Here is a 15,926-nt window from a genome sequence, read left to right on the forward strand (position 1 = left end):
AAACTGGTACGCTGAGTTAATATAATGTTAACAAACTGTTTGTTATCGGGGTTGTGATGACGACGAACACTCATTTCAGAGGTGATGCATTGAAAAAGGTTTGGCTTAACCGTTATCCCGCAGATGTTCCTGCGGAGATCGATCCTGACCGTTATCAATCCCTGGTTGAATTATTTGAAAATTCAGTAGCACGTTATGCGGATCAACCTGCATTCGTGAATATGGGCGAGGTGATGACGTTCCGTAAACTAGAGGAACGTAGCCGTGCGTTTGCCGCATATCTCCAGCAGGGGTTAGGGCTACAGAAGGGCGACCGTGTCGCGTTGATGATGCCAAACCTGCTGCAATACCCGGTGGCTCTGTTTGGTATTTTGCGTGCCGGAATGATCGTGGTTAACGTTAACCCCCTGTACACCCCGCGTGAACTGGAACATCAGCTAAACGACAGTGGCGCAGCGGCAATCGTCATTGTCTCCAACTTTGCGCATACGCTCGAAAAAATCGTCGATAAGACCCAGGTTAAGCACGTTATTCTGACGCGAATGGGCGATCAATTGTCCACAGCCAAAGGCACGCTGGTGAACTTTGTCGTCAAATACGTCAAACGTTTGGTTCCCAAATATCACCTGCCTGATGCTATTTCGTTCCGTCGTGCGCTGCATAACGGTTACCGTTTGCAGTATGTTAAACCCGAGGTTGTGCCGGGCGATCTGGCATTTTTGCAATACACGGGCGGAACGACAGGGGTCGCGAAAGGCGCGATGCTTACCCATCGCAACATGCTGGCGAATCTTGAACAAGTTAACGCAACCTATGGGCCGTTACTGCACAGAGGCAAAGAACTGGTTGTTACAGCGCTTCCGCTCTACCACATCTTTGCGTTAACCATGAACTGTCTGTTGTTCATCGAACTGGGCGGCCAAAACCTGTTAATCACCAACCCGCGTGATATTCCGGGCCTCGTCAAAGAGCTGGCGAAGTATCCATTTACCGCGATGACCGGGGTCAATACCTTGTTCAACGCGCTGCTTAACAACAAAGAGTTCCAGCAGCTTGATTTTTCCACGCTGCATCTCTCTGCGGGGGGCGGTATGCCTGTTCAGCAGGCTGTTGCGGAACGTTGGGTGAAACTGACCGGACAATACCTGCTGGAAGGCTATGGTCTGACGGAGTGTGCTCCGCTGGTGAGTGTGAATCCGCATGATATCGATTACCACAGTGGCAGTATTGGTCTGCCAGTGCCCTCAACGGAAGCAAAGCTGGTGGATGATGACGATAATGAAGTCGCGCCAGGTGAACCGGGTGAGCTCTGTGTCAAAGGTCCTCAGGTGATGCTTGGCTACTGGCAACGTCCTGATGCCACTGATGAGATCATTAAGGACGGCTGGTTACATACCGGTGATATCGCCGTGATGGATGATGAGGGCTTCTTACGTATTGTTGATCGTAAAAAAGACATGATTCTCGTCTCCGGCTTCAACGTCTACCCTAATGAAATTGAAGATGTGGTGATGCAGCACAATGGCGTGCAGGAAGTCGCCGCGGTCGGTGTTCCTTCTGGTAGTAGCGGTGAGGCGGTGAAAATTTTCGTCGTTAAGAAAGATCCTTCGCTGACGGAAGAAGAACTGGTGACATTCTGTCGCAGACAGCTTACGGGTTACAAAGTACCGAAGCTGGTTGAATTCCGCGATGAACTGCCAAAATCAAATGTCGGAAAGATATTACGACGAGAATTACGTGACGAAGCCCGTGCCAAAGTGGACAATAAGGCCTGAGCTTCACGCTAATCGCCATGACGCCGGTTAAGCCGGCGTTTTTTATGGGCGCAAACAAAAGAGAAACCGTTTTGAATTACCAGATGATCACGACCAATGATGAGCTGGCTTCGCTGTGCGAGGTTACGCGCGACTTTCCTGCCATCGCCCTGGATACCGAATTTGTCCGCACCCGGACCTATTATCCGCAGTTAGGTCTGATCCAGATGTACGACGGCAAACACGTGTCGCTGATCGACCCACTGAGCATTACTGACTGGGAGCCGATGCGCTCGTTGCTGCTTGACACTACCGTCACGAAATATCTGCACGCGGGCAGTGAAGATCTGGAAGTGTTTCTCAATACTTTTGGCATCATGCCATCTCCCTTGATTGATACGCAGATCCTTGCCGCGTTCAGTAACCGTCCACTCTCATGGGGATTTGCGGCCATGGTGGAAGAGTACACCGGCCTGACGCTGGACAAGAGTGAATCTCGTACCGACTGGCTGGCGCGTCCGCTGACGGAACGTCAGCTGGATTATGCCGCTGCAGATGTGTTTTATCTGTTGCCGATTGCCGGCCAACTGATGAAAGAAGCGGAAGCCTCAGGCTGGCTTCCCGCAGCGCTGGATGAGTGCCGTATGACACAGCAGCGTCGGCAGGAAGTGGTCGATCCGAAAGAGGCCTGGCGCGATATCAGCAATGCATGGCAACTGCGTACGCGTCAGCTTGCGTGTCTGCAACTTTTGGCGGACTGGCGTCTTCGTAAAGCTCGCGAGCGCGATCTTGCCGTGAACTTTGTGGTGAGAGAAGAGCATCTCTGGGCCGTTGCACGTTATATGCCAGGCAGCATGGGAGAACTCGATAGTATTGGTCTTTCAGGCAGTGAAATTCGTTTCCACGGCAAAACGCTGCTTGCGCTGGTGGCGAAAGCCCAGCAAACCCCGGATGATGAACTGCCGGAGCCGCTACAAAATCTGATGGATATGCCTGGCTATCGTAAAGCCTTTAAAGACATTAAAACGCTGGTGCAGGACGTGGCAACGGAGAGCAAACTGGATGCTGAATTGCTGGCATCACGTCGTCAGATCAATCAGTTATTAAACTGGCACTGGAAGCTGAAGTTGCAAAATGGATTACCGGAGTTGATGGCGGGTTGGCGCGGGGAATTGATGGCCGATCGTCTTAAAACGCTGTTGGAAGCTTATCCGCGATAATAAAAACAGGCCGGGCAGTATTATTCCGCCCGGCATATCCCCGGTAGGCTTTGCTTCCCGGAGTGACAAGACTACGACTACAGTTTACGGACGTGACTCTTCCGCTTCAGGTAACGTCACGTTGAGTTCCAGAATCGAGATATCCCCGTCTTTCTGCTCAAGCTGAACCGTAACCATTTCCGGGTCAATCTGTACGTATTTACAGATGACTTCCAGAATATCTTTGCGCAGTTGCGGCAAATATTGTGGCTCGGCGTCACTACGACGGCGCTCTGCAACAATGATCTGCAGTCTTTCTTTTGCGATGTTGGCGGTGTTCTTTTTCCGCGAGAGAAAAAAGTCCAGTAATGCCATAACTTATCCTCCGAACAGGCGTTTGAGGAAACCTTTCTTCTCTTCTTCAATGAAGCGGAAAGGACGTTCTTCTCCCAGCAGGCGATCTACGGTATCGGCATACGCTTTACCCGCATCGGCCAAGGTATCAAGGATCACAGGCTCGCCCTGGTTGGACGCACGTAACACGGATTGATCTTCCGGGATCACGCCCACCAGTTTGATGCGCAGGATCTCCAGTACGTCTTCCATGCTCAGCATGTCACCTTTGTTGACGCGTCCAGGATTGTAACGTGTCAGCAGAAGGTGCTCTTTAATTGGGTCTTCGCCATTTTCCGCACGACGGGATTTAGAGGCGAGAATACCCAGAATTCGGTCAGAGTCACGTACGGACGATACTTCAGGGTTGGTGGTAATAATGGCTTCATCGGCGAAGTAGAGCGCCATCAGCGCCCCGGTTTCGATACCGGCAGGGGAGTCGCAGACTACAAAGTCGAACTCCATCTTCTTCAGTTCGTCGAGTACCTTCTCCACGCCTTCGCGGGTCAGAGCATCTTTATCGCGCGTCTGTGAGGCAGGAAGAATAAAGAGATTTTCGGTGCGCTTATCTTTAATCAGCGCCTGGTTCAGTGTGGCATCGCCCTGAATGACATTAACGAAGTCATACACTACGCGGCGCTCACAGCCCATGATCAGGTCCAGGTTACGCAGGCCGATATCGAAATCGATAACGACCGTTTTCTTTCCCTTCTGGGCCAAACCAGTAGCGATGGCCGCGCTGGAGGTGGTCTTGCCAACGCCTCCTTTACCCGAAGTCACAACAATAATGCGTGCCATAGAAATTCCTTGTTAAAAAGGGATCAATTCAACGGTTGAACAGTCAAAGCATCGTCTGCTAATCGCAGGCGAGCCGCTTTGCCATAAAATTCGGCTGGGATCTTATCGCTCAGCCAATATTCTCCTGCGATGGAAACCAGTTCCGCCGTCAGGTGAGTACAAAAAATTTGCGCATCCCGGTCACCACCCGCACCGGCAAGTGCACGCCCACGCATCATACCGTAGACGTGAATGTTGCCATCTGCAATCAGTTCTGCGCCAGCACTGACGTGGTTTGTAACAATCAGATCACAGTTTGGTGCATAAATACGCTGACCGGAACGGACCGGCACATCAATCAATCGTGTTTTTGTGATTGGTGTAACGTTTTGCACAGGTGCTGGAGGGGGCTGAGATGCGACAGGAGCCGGACGTGAGGTTTTTTCCTTACCCTCGGTCAGAATCGGCAGCCCGGCACGATCAATCTCTGCTTTCAGCTCCGCATCTTTGCAGCCGCTAATTCCCACGATACGCAGTCCCGTTGATGCGACAGCCTGCTGGAGACGCAGCCAGTTAACCGGCGCATCCAGACCGCTGACATTGACGACGACGGGGGCGTGTTTCAGGAAGGCGGGGGCCTGAGCGATTTTGTCTTCTAACGCCTGACGAATAACCTCGGGTTTTGCATCATGCAAATGAACCACTGATAAGGTGAAGCTACTGCCTTTAAGCTCGATGGGCGTGTTTGACATCCTGGCCTTACTCAATTTGCTATTAACCGCAACGTAGCCGTTACGATATTCCGAAGAGTATCAGGCATGTTATAGTCAGGAGTATATTGAGGCAAGCAACCACCCATTAATTCAGAGTAAAAACATGTTTTGTGTGATCTACAGAAGTACAAGCCGCGACCAGACCTACCTTTATGTCGAAAAGAAAGACGATTTTTCTCGTGTGCCTGAAGAATTAATGAAAGGTTTTGGTCGACCGCAGCTGGCGATGCTGTTACCGCTGGATGGGCGTAAAAAACTGGTGAATGCCGATCTGGAAAAAGTAAAAACGGCATTAGCCGAGCAAGGTTATTATTTGCAGCTTCCACCGCCACCCGAGAATTTATTAAAACAGCATCTTGAGGTGAACGGAAAGAAATAGTCCCGGTCATTTTCGGGCACAACATATCAACCGTTTAGGGGACGTAAATGTATCAACATCATAACTGGCAAGGTGCATTACTGGATTATCCCGTCAGCAAAGTTGTCTGTGTAGGCAGCAATTATGCGAAGCACATTCAGGAAATGGGCAGTGCGACGCCAGAAGAACCGGTATTGTTTATTAAACCGGAAACGGCGCTCTGCGACATTCGTCAACCTCTGGCCCTTCCGCAAGGGCTGGGTTCGGTTCACCATGAAGTGGAGCTTGCTGTACTGATTGGCGCGACCCTGCGTCAGGCCTCCGAAGAGCACGTCCTTAAAGCCATTGCCGGATACGGTGTCGCACTGGATCTGACCCTGCGAGATGTTCAGGGCAAAATGAAGAAAGCGGGTCAGCCCTGGGAAAAAGCGAAAGGGTTTGATAATTCATGTCCGATCTCCGGTTTTGTTCCCGTTGGTGAGTTTACGGGTGACCCGCAGGACACGCCGCTCAGCCTGAAGGTCAACGGAGAGTTCCGCCAGCAAGGGACGACGGCGGACATGATCCACAAGATTGTACCGTTGATTGCATACATGAGCCGTTTCTTTACCCTTAAACCCGGCGATGTGATTCTGACCGGCACACCAGAAGGCGTGGGGCCGCTGCAAAGTGGCGATGAACTGGAAGTGAGTTTTAACGCGCTTTCACTGAAAACCCGCGTCCTGTAAAAGCATCTTGCCGCCTCAGAAAGGCGGCAAAGCTTGCATCAATGAGTCAGACTCGTTATAAGGTGCGCTTTCTCTTTGACGTGTGGACATCCTGATGAACGAAATCCCTTTCTGGCAAAGCAAAACGCTCGACGAAATGACCGACGTGGAGTGGGAATCGTTATGTGATGGTTGTGGGCAGTGTTGCCTGCATAAGCTGATGGATGAAGATTCTGACGAAATTTATTTCACTAACGTTGCGTGCAAGCAGCTGAACATCAAAACGTGTCAGTGTCGCAACTATGAACGTCGTTTTGAGTACGAACCCGACTGCATCAAACTCACCCGTGATAATTTGCCGACCTTTGAATGGTTACCGCATACCTGTGCTTATCGCCTGCTGGCCGAAGGGAAAGGTCTGCCGGACTGGCATCCTCTGCTGACGGGCTCAAAAGCGGCGATGCACGGTGAGCGTATCTCTGTGCGGCATATTGCGGTGAAAGAGTCTGAGGTCCGGGACTGGGAAGATCACATTATGAATCACCCCAATCGATGAAATAAAAAAACCGCCTCGGCGGTTTTTTTATTTCGGGGTGTGTCGCCTGATGCCCTCACCCCAATCTTCTCCCACGGGAGAGGGCGCAAAGACTAAAAACGGCAACCGAAGTTGCCGTTTTGTTTTTACCTGCCAAACAAATCACGTTTTTTCGGTTTAAACGGCTGGGCAATCAGCACCAGTAATGCCACGACGAAATAAGCAACGAAAATGCCTACCAGCCATTGCGGCATCTCCAGTGTCAGGAATTCCCACTGGCGAACAGAGCAGTCACCGGATGCGACAAACACCTGAGGCAGCCATTTATCCAGTGGTAGCCAGCTTGGGAAGCGGGCGGCAAAATCACAGGTCATAAATGGCGACGGGTGTAACTGCATCATGGTGTGCTGCCAGGACAGCTCGATGCCTTTCCATGCGCTGTAAAGCCAGATAGCGATACCGGCATAGCGAAGGGGTGATTTTGGTGCGATCGCACCCACCAGCCCTGCGCCCATAATGCCGAAAAGCGCGCAACGTTCATAAATGCACAGCACACAAGGCTTCAGCAACATTACATGCTGGAACCACAGCGCCACCATCTCCAGTGCGAAGGCGGTCAGTGCCATTAACAACCACGCTCCGCGACCGCGGGAGCACTGGTTTAAAAATCTCAACATAATCATTTCCCTGGAACATGCTTAGAAAGCGCAGTGTAAACGAATTCACTACTTGCGCCACCTGGTCTTGGCGAAATAAAGCGTAATTGGATGTTTATAATGCGAAAAGTCAAACCGGGCAGTGAACTGCCCGGTTGCATTGCTTTACTGCGTCGCCAGTATACCTATTTGCATCAGCCAATGCGTATAGGGAATGAGGGTAAATTTGACGCACAGCAATCCGACGAGAGTGAGCACCAGGGTATAGGGCAGAGCCATCCACACCATCCGGCCATAAGAAAGTCGTATGAGTGGTGCAAGCGCCGACGTTAACAAAAACAGAAATGCCGCTTGCCCATTCGGGGTGGCAACGGAGGGCAGATTGGTTCCGGTATTAATGGCGACGGCCAGCAGTTCGAACTGACCTGCACTGATTATCCCATGCTCCATAGCGGCTTTTGCCTCATTGATATAGACCGTCCCGACAAAGACGTTATCGGAGATAGACGACAATAATCCATTGAACAGATAAAAGAGCGATAGTTGGGCATCCGGGTCTGCTCGCAACACGAAGGCAATAATAGGAGAAAACAGCTGCTGATCGATAATTACTGCGACAATGGCAAAAAACACCGCCAGCAGAGCGGTGAAGGGTAAGGCTTCTGTGAAGGCTTTGCCGATGGCATGTTCATCGGTAATACCGGTAAAAGTGGTTGCCAGAATAATCACCGAAAGCCCGATGAGCCCAACCTCAGCAAGATGAAAGGCCAGTGCGGCGATCAGCCAGATGCCGATGATGCTCTGAGCCACCAGTCGCAACGTTTCCTGGCGTGTTCGCAGGCTACGGCTTTGTACATCAAATTTATGCAACTCTTGACGTACAGCTTCCGGAAGTTGTGCGCCGTAGCCAAATCCCCTGAATTTCTCAAGAAGGAAGCAGGTCAATAATCCGCATAAGAGAACCGGTAAACTGACCGGCGCCATACGCAGGAAAAACTCGCCGAAGTTCCAGCCAGCCGCCTTGGCAATGATCAGATTTTGAGGCTCCCCAACCATGGTCATTACGCCGCCGAGAGCCGTTCCGACACCTGCATGCATCATCAGGCTACGCAAGAATGCGCGGAACTGTTCCAGAACCTCGCGATTGTGCTTATCTACATGGCTATCATCCTGGAGATCGTCACTGGGACGGGAAGAGGCCACACGGTGATAAATGCCGTAAAACCCGACGGCAACGCTAATCACGACGGCAACAACCGTTAAGGCGTCCAGGAAGGCAGAAAGAAAAGCGGCAGCAAGACAAAAGGCGAGTGATAACACCGTTTTGGACGGAATACTCAACAGTAGCCGGGTGAAAATAAACAGCAGCAACTGCTTCATAAAGTAGATCCCGGCCACCATGAACATCAACAGCAGGAGGACTTCCAGGTTTGCCGCTATCTCTTGTTTGACATGTTCTGCGTGGGTCATGCCAATCACGACGGCTTCGATGGCCAGCATGCCACCAGAAAGTAGCGGATAACATTTAAGCGCCATTGCCAGCGTGAAAATAAACTCCACGACCAGCAACCAGCCTGCGATAAAGGGATCAATCCAAAAAATAATGGGGTTGATCACCAGGAAAATGAGAAGGGTGAGTTTGTACCAGTCAGGCGACTGGCCTAAAAAATTGCGCCACAGTGCGCGACTATAAGAAATTTCCACGACAGATGTCCTTCCCGTCTAACCAGACAAAACATCAGTATACGCAAAAAGAAGGTGGGAAGGGTTGTTACAGCGTGTTGAGTATTTGATAAAAATGAAACAGCGATCCCTCTTTTCTCGGTTTGCTGTGCTATCTGCCTCTGCGTCCCTCTGGTATGATGAGTCCATTAGCTAAAGCTGTGTAATGGAAATCTCACTATGGTCATTAAGGCGCAGAGCCCAGCGGGTTTCGCGGAAGAGTACATCATTGAAAGCATCTGGAATAACCGTTTTCCTCCGGGAACCATTTTACCAGCTGAACGCGAACTTTCTGAACTGATTGGCGTCACCCGCACCACGTTACGAGAAGTGCTTCAGCGTCTGGCGCGTGATGGATGGCTGACGATCCAGCACGGCAAGCCGACGAAAGTGAACAACTTCTGGGAAACCTCGGGGCTGAATATCCTCGAAACACTGGCACGCCTCGATCATGAAAGCGTGCCGCAGCTGATCGATAACCTCCTGTCCGTGCGTACCAATATCGCGACGATCTTTATTCGTACGGCATTCCGCCAGCACCCCGACCATGCTCTTGAAGTGTTGGCCAGTGCCAAAGCGGTAGACGATCATGCAGATGCGTTTGCAACGCTGGATTACAATGTGTTCCGTGGTCTGGCGTTTGCTTCTGGTAACCCAATTTATGGCCTGATTCTGAATGGCATGAAAGGGTTGTATACCCGAATTGGTCGTCACTATTTTGCGAATCCGGAAGCCCGCAGCCTGGCGCTCGGTTTCTATCACAAACTGAGTGAGCTCTGTACTGAAGGTCTGCACGATCAGGTTTATGAAACGGTTCGCCGGTACGGCCATGACAGCGGAGAGATCTGGCATCGGATGCAGAAATCGTTGCCGGGTGACCTGGTTATTCAGGGCCGATAACGTAAAAAACCTCTCAACTGAGAGGTTTTTTATTGCGACTGCAACGTTGAATTACAGAGCGTTTAACCGTGCAGGGCAACGGTCCAGTAATTCGACGCTTCCGTCTTCATTCTGCTGCTCCAGCAAAACGTCAAAACCCCAAAGACGATGCACATGCTTCAGCACCTCTTTACGTCCTTTATCCAGCGGCGCGCGGTTATGCGGGATATAACGTAGCGTCAGAGAGCGGTCACCGCGTAAATCCACATTCCAGACCTGAATGTTTGGTTCAAGGTTACTCAGGTTGTACTGAGAAGAGAGGCGAGAGCGGATCTCCCGATACCCTTCTTCGTTGTGGATGGCTGAAATTTCCAGATAGTTATTGCGGTCATCGTCCAGCACGGTGAAGAACCGGAAGTCACGCATAATTTTCGGCGACATAAACTGGCTGATGAAGCTTTCATCTTTGAAATCGCGCATGGCGAAGTGCAACGTCTCCAGCCAGTCAGAACCGGCAATGTCCGGGAACCAGTAGCGGTCTTCTTCGGTGGGAGACTGACAGATCCGTTTGATATCCTGGAACATGGCAAATCCCAGCGCATACGGGTTAATCCCGCTGTACCAGGGGCTGTTGTATGGCGGCTGGAAGACCACGTTGGTATGGCTGTGCAAAAACTCGAGCATGAAGCGCTCGGTCACTTTTCCTTCATCGTACAGATGGTTAAGGATGGTGTAATGCCAGAATGTCGCCCAGCCTTCGTTCATCACCTGGGTCTGTTTTTGCGGGTAGAAATACTGGCTCACTTTGCGCACGATGCGCAGGATTTCACGCTGCCACGGTTCCAGCAACGGGGCGTTTTTCTCCATAAAGTAGAGCAAGTTTTCCTGAGGCTCAGACGGATAACGACGTGCCTCCGCAATGGTTTTCTCTTCCTCACGTTTTGGTAACGTACGCCACAGCATATTCACCTGGCTCTGAAGATACTCCTCACGGCTTTTTTGTCGCGCTTTCTCCTCCTGCAAGGAGATTTTTTGCGGACGTTTGTAGCGGTCAACGCCATAGTTCATCAGGGCGTGGCAGGAGTCGAGTAGCTTTTCCACCTCATCCACACCAAAACGTTCTTCGCATTCGGTGATGTATTTACGGGCAAAAATCAGGTAATCGACAATAGAACTGGCGTCCGTCCAGCTACGGAAAAGGTAGTTATTTTTGAAAAAGGAGTTATGTCCATAGCAGGCATGCGCCATGACCAGCGCCTGCATGGTAATGGTGTTCTCTTCCATCAGATAGGCAATGCAGGGGTTGGAATTGATAACGATTTCATACGCCAGGCCTTGCTGACCATGCTTGTACAGCCGTTCTGTCTCGATGAATTTTTTGCCAAACGACCAGTGCGGATAATTGATGGGCATCCCAACGCTGGAATAGGCATCCATCATTTGCTCCGAGGTAATCACTTCAATCTGATGAGGATAAGTATCCAGTCGATAGAGCTTCGCTACCCGGTCAATTTCAGCCAGATAGACATCCAGTAACTCAAACGTCCAGTCGGGTCCATCGCTCAGACGTGTGCTGTCCTTATTCATGGAATCAATTGTAGCCATTAGCGCGCCCTCATTGTTGTTAGCCCTCTCTGTCTGGAGAGCCTCTTTTCAAGCATAGAACAACGCATTGAAAAGCGTGTTGGTGCAGAAATTTTTTCTTTGCGATTTCGCTTTTTTGAAACGGTAAAAGGCGGGGGTGTAACAGGATTTTGTGCTGGTTAAAAATAACGCACAGCAGGAGATACCAAATATGCCCTGAGCCCACAGGAAAGGGGAGGTGTGAGATAAGTCACCATAAAAAAGTCGTATGTTGAATAATATTTTCAACTAGGTTATCAATCTGTAATTAGAAGATTGTTCTTTTGCACATAATGGAGCGACTATGCGTGTTGTCATACTGGGAAGTGGCGTCGTGGGTGTCACCAGCGCCTGGTACTTAAGTCAGGCCGGGCACGAGGTGACGGTTATCGATCGTGAGCCAGGTGCAGCACTGGAAACCAGTGCGGCAAATGCCGGGCAGATCTCTCCGGGTTATGCTGCACCCTGGGCTGCACCGGGTGTCCCGCTGAAGGCGATTAAATGGATGTTCCAGCGCCATGCACCGCTGGCGATAAGTCTCGACGGCACGCAGTTCCAGCTCAAATGGATGTGGCAGATGCTGCGCAACTGCGACACCCGGCACTACATGGAAAATAAAGGGCGTATGGTCCGCCTGGCGGAATACAGCCGCGACTGTCTGAAAGCGTTGCGCGCCACAACCGGTATCGAGTATGAAGGCCGGCAGGGCGGTACATTGCAGCTATTCCGTACTGAACAGCAGTTTGAAAACGCCACTCGCGATATCGCTGTACTCGAAGACGCTGGCGTCCCTTATCAGCTGCTTGAGGCCAGCAGGCTGGCGCAGGTCGAACCGGCGCTGGCTGAAGTAGCACATAAGCTGACGGGAGGGTTGCGTTTGCCGAATGATGAGACGGGCGATTGCCAGCTTTTCACTCAGCGTCTGGCGAAGATGTGTGAGCAGGTGGGCGTAAAATTCCGCTACAACACTTCCGTTGATAAGCTGCTCGCGGAAGGTGAAAACATCTACGGTGTGAAGTGTGGCGATGAGGTGATCAAAGCCGACGCCTATGTGATGGCATTCGGTTCCTACTCTACTGCGATGTTGAAAGGTCTTCTGGATATCCCGGTTTACCCCCTGAAAGGCTACTCCCTCACACTTCCGGTGAAAGAAGAGAGCGGCGCACCGGTCTCCACCATTCTGGATGAAACCTACAAAATTGCGATCACCCGCTTTGATAACCGCATTCGTGTGGGCGGTATGGCGGAAATCGTGGGCTTTAACACTGAGCTGCTACAACCGCGTCGTGAAACGCTGGAAATGGTTGTCGGCGATCTCTTCCCCCGTGGTGGTTTTATCGAACAGGCCACATTCTGGACCGGACTGCGTCCGATGACACCTGACGGCACACCGATTGTCGGCCGCACGCCATTTAAGAATTTATGGACCAACACCGGACACGGCACGCTGGGCTGGACAATGGCTTGTGGATCTGGCCAGTTGTTGAGCGATCTGATTTCCGGCCGTACGCCTGCCATCCCATTTGATGATTTATGCGCTGCACGCTATCGTTCGGGGTATACCCCATCACGCCCGCAACACCTGCACGGCGCACATAATTAACAAGGAGTCGTCATGTCCCGTCCTATTCTGGCTCAGTTGGATCTGAAGGCCCTCAGGGATAACCTGCAGATTGTTCGCCGCGCTGCGCCAGGCTCACGTGTGTGGTCGGTCGTGAAGGCCAACGCCTACGGCCATGGTATCGATCGTATCTGGAGTGCGCTGAATGCTACCGATGGTTTTGCGTTACTGAATCTTGAAGAAGCTATCTTGCTGCGCGAACGCGGCTGGAAAGGGCCGATTCTCCTGCTCGAAGGGTTCTTCCATGCGGATGACTTACCGTTACTGGATAAGTACCGTTTAACCACCAGCGTGCACAGCAACTGGCAAATCAAAGCGCTGCAAAACGCCAAATTGCAGGCGCCTCTCGACATCTACGTCAAGGTGAACAGTGGGATGAACCGCCTGGGCTTCCAGCCTGAGCGCGTACATACGGTCTGGAAACAACTTCGGGCTCTGCAAAATGTCAGTGAAATGACGCTGATGGCGCACTTCGCAGACGCGGAAAAACCGGACGGGATTAATGATGCAATGACGCGTATTGAACAGGCGGCAGAAGGGCTGGACTGTCCACGCTCGCTGTCCAACTCCGCCGCGACGCTCTGGCATCCTGAAGCGCACTATAACTGGGTGCGTCCGGGTATCATTCTTTACGGTGCATCCCCCTCAGGCCAGTGGCAGGACGTTGCCAACAGCGGCCTGAAGCCGGTGATGACCCTGCGCAGTGAGATCATCGGTGTGCAAACGCTGAAGGCGGGAGACACTGTGGGCTATGGGAGTCGCTATAGTGCAACAGGCGAGCAGCGCATCGGGATTGTTGCCGGGGGATATGCAGACGGCTATCCACGGCTCGCGCCGACGGGAACGCCTGTGTGGGTCGATGGCGTACGTACAGGCACGGTAGGAACTATCTCCATGGACATGATGGCGGTGGATTTAACGCCCTGTCCGCAGGCTGGGATTGGCTCGCCCGTGGAGCTGTGGGGCAACGAAGTGAAAATTGACGATGTGGCTTCAGCGGCGGGTACGGTAGGGTATGAACTGATGTGCGCTTTAGCACCACGTGTTCCAGTTGTGACGGTGTAACGTCAATATTGGCCGGGCGACATCATCGTCGCCCGGCCAATACGCTTATTCGGTCTCTTCTTCCATAGGACGTACACCGACTTTACGCACCGCGTTATCTTCTTTCTCCGCCACCGTCCAGATCATTCCGGCAAATTCGACCTGATCGCCTACCACCGGCGCTGCGCCCAGTAGCTGCTGAATGATTTCGCCCAGCGTTTGTTGTTTATCCCGATATTCCAGACCTTCATCCAGGCCGTAAATCAGAGCGACATCGGCAAACTTGGCATTGGCTTCCAGAATAAAATCCCCGAAGAACCGCTGATCAAGTGCAACGGGCGGCGACTGGCTGAACAGTTTGCCGAGTGCGGGGAGGTCGCGCTCGCGGCCTATTACACACAAAATATCCCCTTCACGCAGACGGGTACTGCCGGTCGGGTGCAACAAAATATTGTCGCGGAACAGGGCTGCAATGCGTGTTTCCGCTGGCATATGCAGGTCACGCAGCGATGCGCCGACACACCATTTATCGGCGCTGAGCTGATAGACAAACTGCTCCCACGGATTTTCGGGATGGATATCCAGTCCCACACGGGAGACCGGCCAGCCGACAGGAGGAATGACCACTTTGGCTTTTTTCGCGGCCCATCCCAGGGACGTTCCCTGCAACAACAGGGAAACCAGCACGACAAAGAAGGCGACGTTGAAGAAGAGGCGAGAGTTATCCAGCCCGGCCATCATCGGGAACACCGCCAGGATGATGGGGACAGCCCCACGAAGTCCTACCCAACTGATGAAGATGCGCTCGCGCAGGTTGAACCCGCGAAACGGCAGCAGACCGGCAAACACCGACAGCGGGCGGGCAAAGAAAATCATCCAGGCGGATAAAATCAGCGCAGGAACAGCGATTGGCAGGAGATCGGACGGCGTCACCAGCAGACCGAGTACCAGGAACATACCGATTTGTGCCAGCCATGCCAGCCCGTCAAAGTTCTGCAAAATGGCGTGACGGTTGCGAATCGGGCGATTCCCCAGCAGGAAACCACATAAATACACGGCAAGGATACCGCTGCCGTCCATCGCCGTGGTCAGGGCAAAAATCAGAATGCCGCCGCTCAATGCCAGTAGAGGGTAAAGCCCGGCGGGGAGCGAGATACGGTTAATCATTTGCTGGAGCAGGTAACCGCCGGAAAGCCCGATAGCAATGCCCAGGCCAAACTGTTGCACTATTTCCCAGGCAAACATCCAGCTCAGACCGGCTTCGTGTTGCTGGATCATTTCAATCAGGGTGATGGTGAGAAATACCGCCATGGGATCGTTACTGCCGGACTCAATTTCGAGCGTGGAGCCGACGCGTTCGTTCAGCCCCTTTCCTCCCAGCAGAGAGAAGACCGCCGCTGCATCGGTTGAACCGACGATCGCGCCAATCAGTAAACCTTCCATCAGGTTCAGGTGGAATAACCATGCGGCCATCATGCCAGTAAGTCCGGACGTAATCAGGACGCCAATGGTGGCCAGCGACAGGGCCGGGCCGAGGGCAACACGAAATGAACTTGCCTGGGTACGCATCCCGCCATCCAGCAAAATGACTGCCAGCGCGAGGTTACTCACCATATAGGCGAAGGGATAATTATCGAATGGGATACCACCGATACCGTCGATGCCCGCCAGCATGCCGATAGCAAGGAAGATGACCAGAATAGGTATGCCGAGACGCGACGAAAATGAACTTAATAAAATACTGCAGGTTACAAGTACCGAACCCAGAATGAAAAGACTGATTATCGCTGCGGCATCCAATGTTGTCTTACTCCCACCTCAATATTGCTGTTTCTCCTAAAACCCTAACATATTAACGACAGAAACAGCGTTTTATTGAGGCGGT

At 52.0% G+C, this 15,926-nt stretch carries 15 protein-coding genes; 8 read left to right on the plus strand and 7 right to left on the minus strand.

What is annotated here, in order from left to right; genetic code table 11:
- Positions 1 to 89 precede the first annotated feature (89 nt).
- Positions 90 to 1,775 carry a long-chain-fatty-acid--CoA ligase FadD gene (gene fadD, locus GF617_RS16255; protein ID WP_181619775.1) on the plus strand — a complete coding sequence of 562 codons (1,686 nt, stop codon included), beginning with the start codon at positions 90 to 92 and terminating at the stop codon, positions 1,773 to 1,775.
- 71 nt (positions 1,776 to 1,846) lie between these two features.
- Positions 1,847 to 2,974: a ribonuclease D gene (rnd, locus tag GF617_RS16260; RefSeq protein ID WP_203452108.1), complete on the plus strand. Its 1,128-nt coding sequence runs from the start codon at positions 1,847 to 1,849 to the stop codon at positions 2,972 to 2,974.
- A gap of 84 nt (positions 2,975 to 3,058) precedes the next feature.
- On the opposite strand, the gene minE is transcribed toward rnd, so the two are convergent.
- From minE to minC, 3 genes are read right to left on the minus strand one after another with little or no spacing between them, the layout of a single operon-like run.
- Positions 3,059 to 3,328: a cell division topological specificity factor MinE gene (minE, locus tag GF617_RS16265; RefSeq protein ID WP_181619774.1), complete on the minus strand. Its 270-nt coding sequence runs from the start codon at positions 3,326 to 3,328 to the stop codon at positions 3,059 to 3,061.
- 3 nt (positions 3,329 to 3,331) lie between these two features.
- Positions 3,332 to 4,144 carry a septum site-determining protein MinD gene (gene minD, locus GF617_RS16270; RefSeq protein WP_181619773.1) on the minus strand — a complete coding sequence of 271 codons (813 nt, stop codon included), beginning with the start codon at positions 4,142 to 4,144 and terminating at the stop codon, positions 3,332 to 3,334.
- A 23-nt stretch (positions 4,145 to 4,167) separates the two neighbouring features.
- Complete coding sequence (gene minC, locus GF617_RS16275) at positions 4,168 to 4,875, minus strand: septum site-determining protein MinC (RefSeq protein ID WP_181619772.1); 708 nt, start codon at positions 4,873 to 4,875, stop codon at positions 4,168 to 4,170.
- A 124-nt stretch (positions 4,876 to 4,999) separates the two neighbouring features.
- Here minC and GF617_RS16280 point away from each other — a divergent pair, with 124 nt between their 5' ends.
- The 3 genes from GF617_RS16280 to GF617_RS16290 all read left to right on the plus strand — a co-directional run bounded on the left by GF617_RS16280 (position 5,000) and on the right by GF617_RS16290 (position 6,517).
- A complete protein-coding gene (locus GF617_RS16280; RefSeq protein WP_181619771.1) occupies positions 5,000 to 5,275 on the plus strand; it encodes a YcgL domain-containing protein in 276 nt (91 codons plus the stop codon).
- Positions 5,276 to 5,322: 47 nt separating this feature from the next.
- Positions 5,323 to 5,982, plus strand: coding sequence for a fumarylacetoacetate hydrolase family protein (locus GF617_RS16285; RefSeq protein WP_181619770.1), 660 nt, complete (start codon positions 5,323 to 5,325; stop codon positions 5,980 to 5,982).
- 94 nt (positions 5,983 to 6,076) lie between these two features.
- Positions 6,077 to 6,517: a YcgN family cysteine cluster protein gene (locus GF617_RS16290; protein WP_181619769.1), complete on the plus strand. Its 441-nt coding sequence runs from the start codon at positions 6,077 to 6,079 to the stop codon at positions 6,515 to 6,517.
- Between the two features lie 125 nt (positions 6,518 to 6,642).
- On the opposite strand, the gene dsbB is transcribed toward GF617_RS16290, so the two are convergent.
- Together dsbB and nhaB are read right to left on the minus strand one after the other, a co-directional pair.
- A complete protein-coding gene (gene dsbB / locus GF617_RS16295) occupies positions 6,643 to 7,173 on the minus strand; it encodes a disulfide bond formation protein DsbB (protein WP_181619768.1) in 531 nt (176 codons plus the stop codon).
- Between the two features lie 144 nt (positions 7,174 to 7,317).
- Entirely contained in the window at positions 7,318 to 8,856 is a 1,539-nt protein-coding gene (gene nhaB / locus GF617_RS16300; protein WP_203452095.1) for a sodium/proton antiporter NhaB, read from the minus strand.
- A gap of 198 nt (positions 8,857 to 9,054) precedes the next feature.
- Here nhaB and fadR point away from each other — a divergent pair, with 198 nt between their 5' ends.
- Positions 9,055 to 9,774, plus strand: a complete 720-nt coding sequence (gene fadR / locus GF617_RS16305) for a fatty acid metabolism transcriptional regulator FadR (RefSeq protein WP_181619766.1) — start codon at positions 9,055 to 9,057, stop codon at positions 9,772 to 9,774.
- Positions 9,775 to 9,825: 51 nt separating this feature from the next.
- Here fadR and GF617_RS16310 read toward each other — a convergent pair whose 3' ends face one another.
- The gene (locus tag GF617_RS16310; RefSeq protein WP_181619765.1) at positions 9,826 to 11,358 is read right to left on the minus strand and encodes a SpoVR family protein; all 1,533 of its coding nucleotides are present in this window, start codon (positions 11,356 to 11,358) and stop codon (positions 9,826 to 9,828) included.
- A gap of 322 nt (positions 11,359 to 11,680) precedes the next feature.
- On the opposite strand from GF617_RS16310, the gene GF617_RS16315 reads away from it, so the two are divergent.
- Complete coding sequence (locus GF617_RS16315; RefSeq protein ID WP_181619764.1) at positions 11,681 to 12,979, plus strand: D-amino acid dehydrogenase; 1,299 nt, start codon at positions 11,681 to 11,683, stop codon at positions 12,977 to 12,979.
- A gap of 12 nt (positions 12,980 to 12,991) precedes the next feature.
- A complete protein-coding gene (gene dadX / locus GF617_RS16320) occupies positions 12,992 to 14,062 on the plus strand; it encodes a catabolic alanine racemase DadX (RefSeq protein WP_203452096.1) in 1,071 nt (356 codons plus the stop codon).
- Between the two features lie 45 nt (positions 14,063 to 14,107).
- Here the strand turns inward: dadX and GF617_RS16325 are convergent, their stop codons facing one another.
- On the minus strand, positions 14,108 to 15,841 hold the full coding sequence (locus GF617_RS16325; RefSeq protein WP_181619762.1) for a potassium/proton antiporter: 1,734 nt from the start codon (positions 15,839 to 15,841) through the stop codon (positions 14,108 to 14,110).
- Between the last annotated feature and the right edge of the window lie 85 nt (positions 15,842 to 15,926).

The organism is Lelliottia sp. RWM.1 (assembly GCF_016859735.1).
In the GTDB taxonomy this organism is placed as follows: Bacteria; Pseudomonadota; Gammaproteobacteria; order Enterobacterales; family Enterobacteriaceae; genus Enterobacter.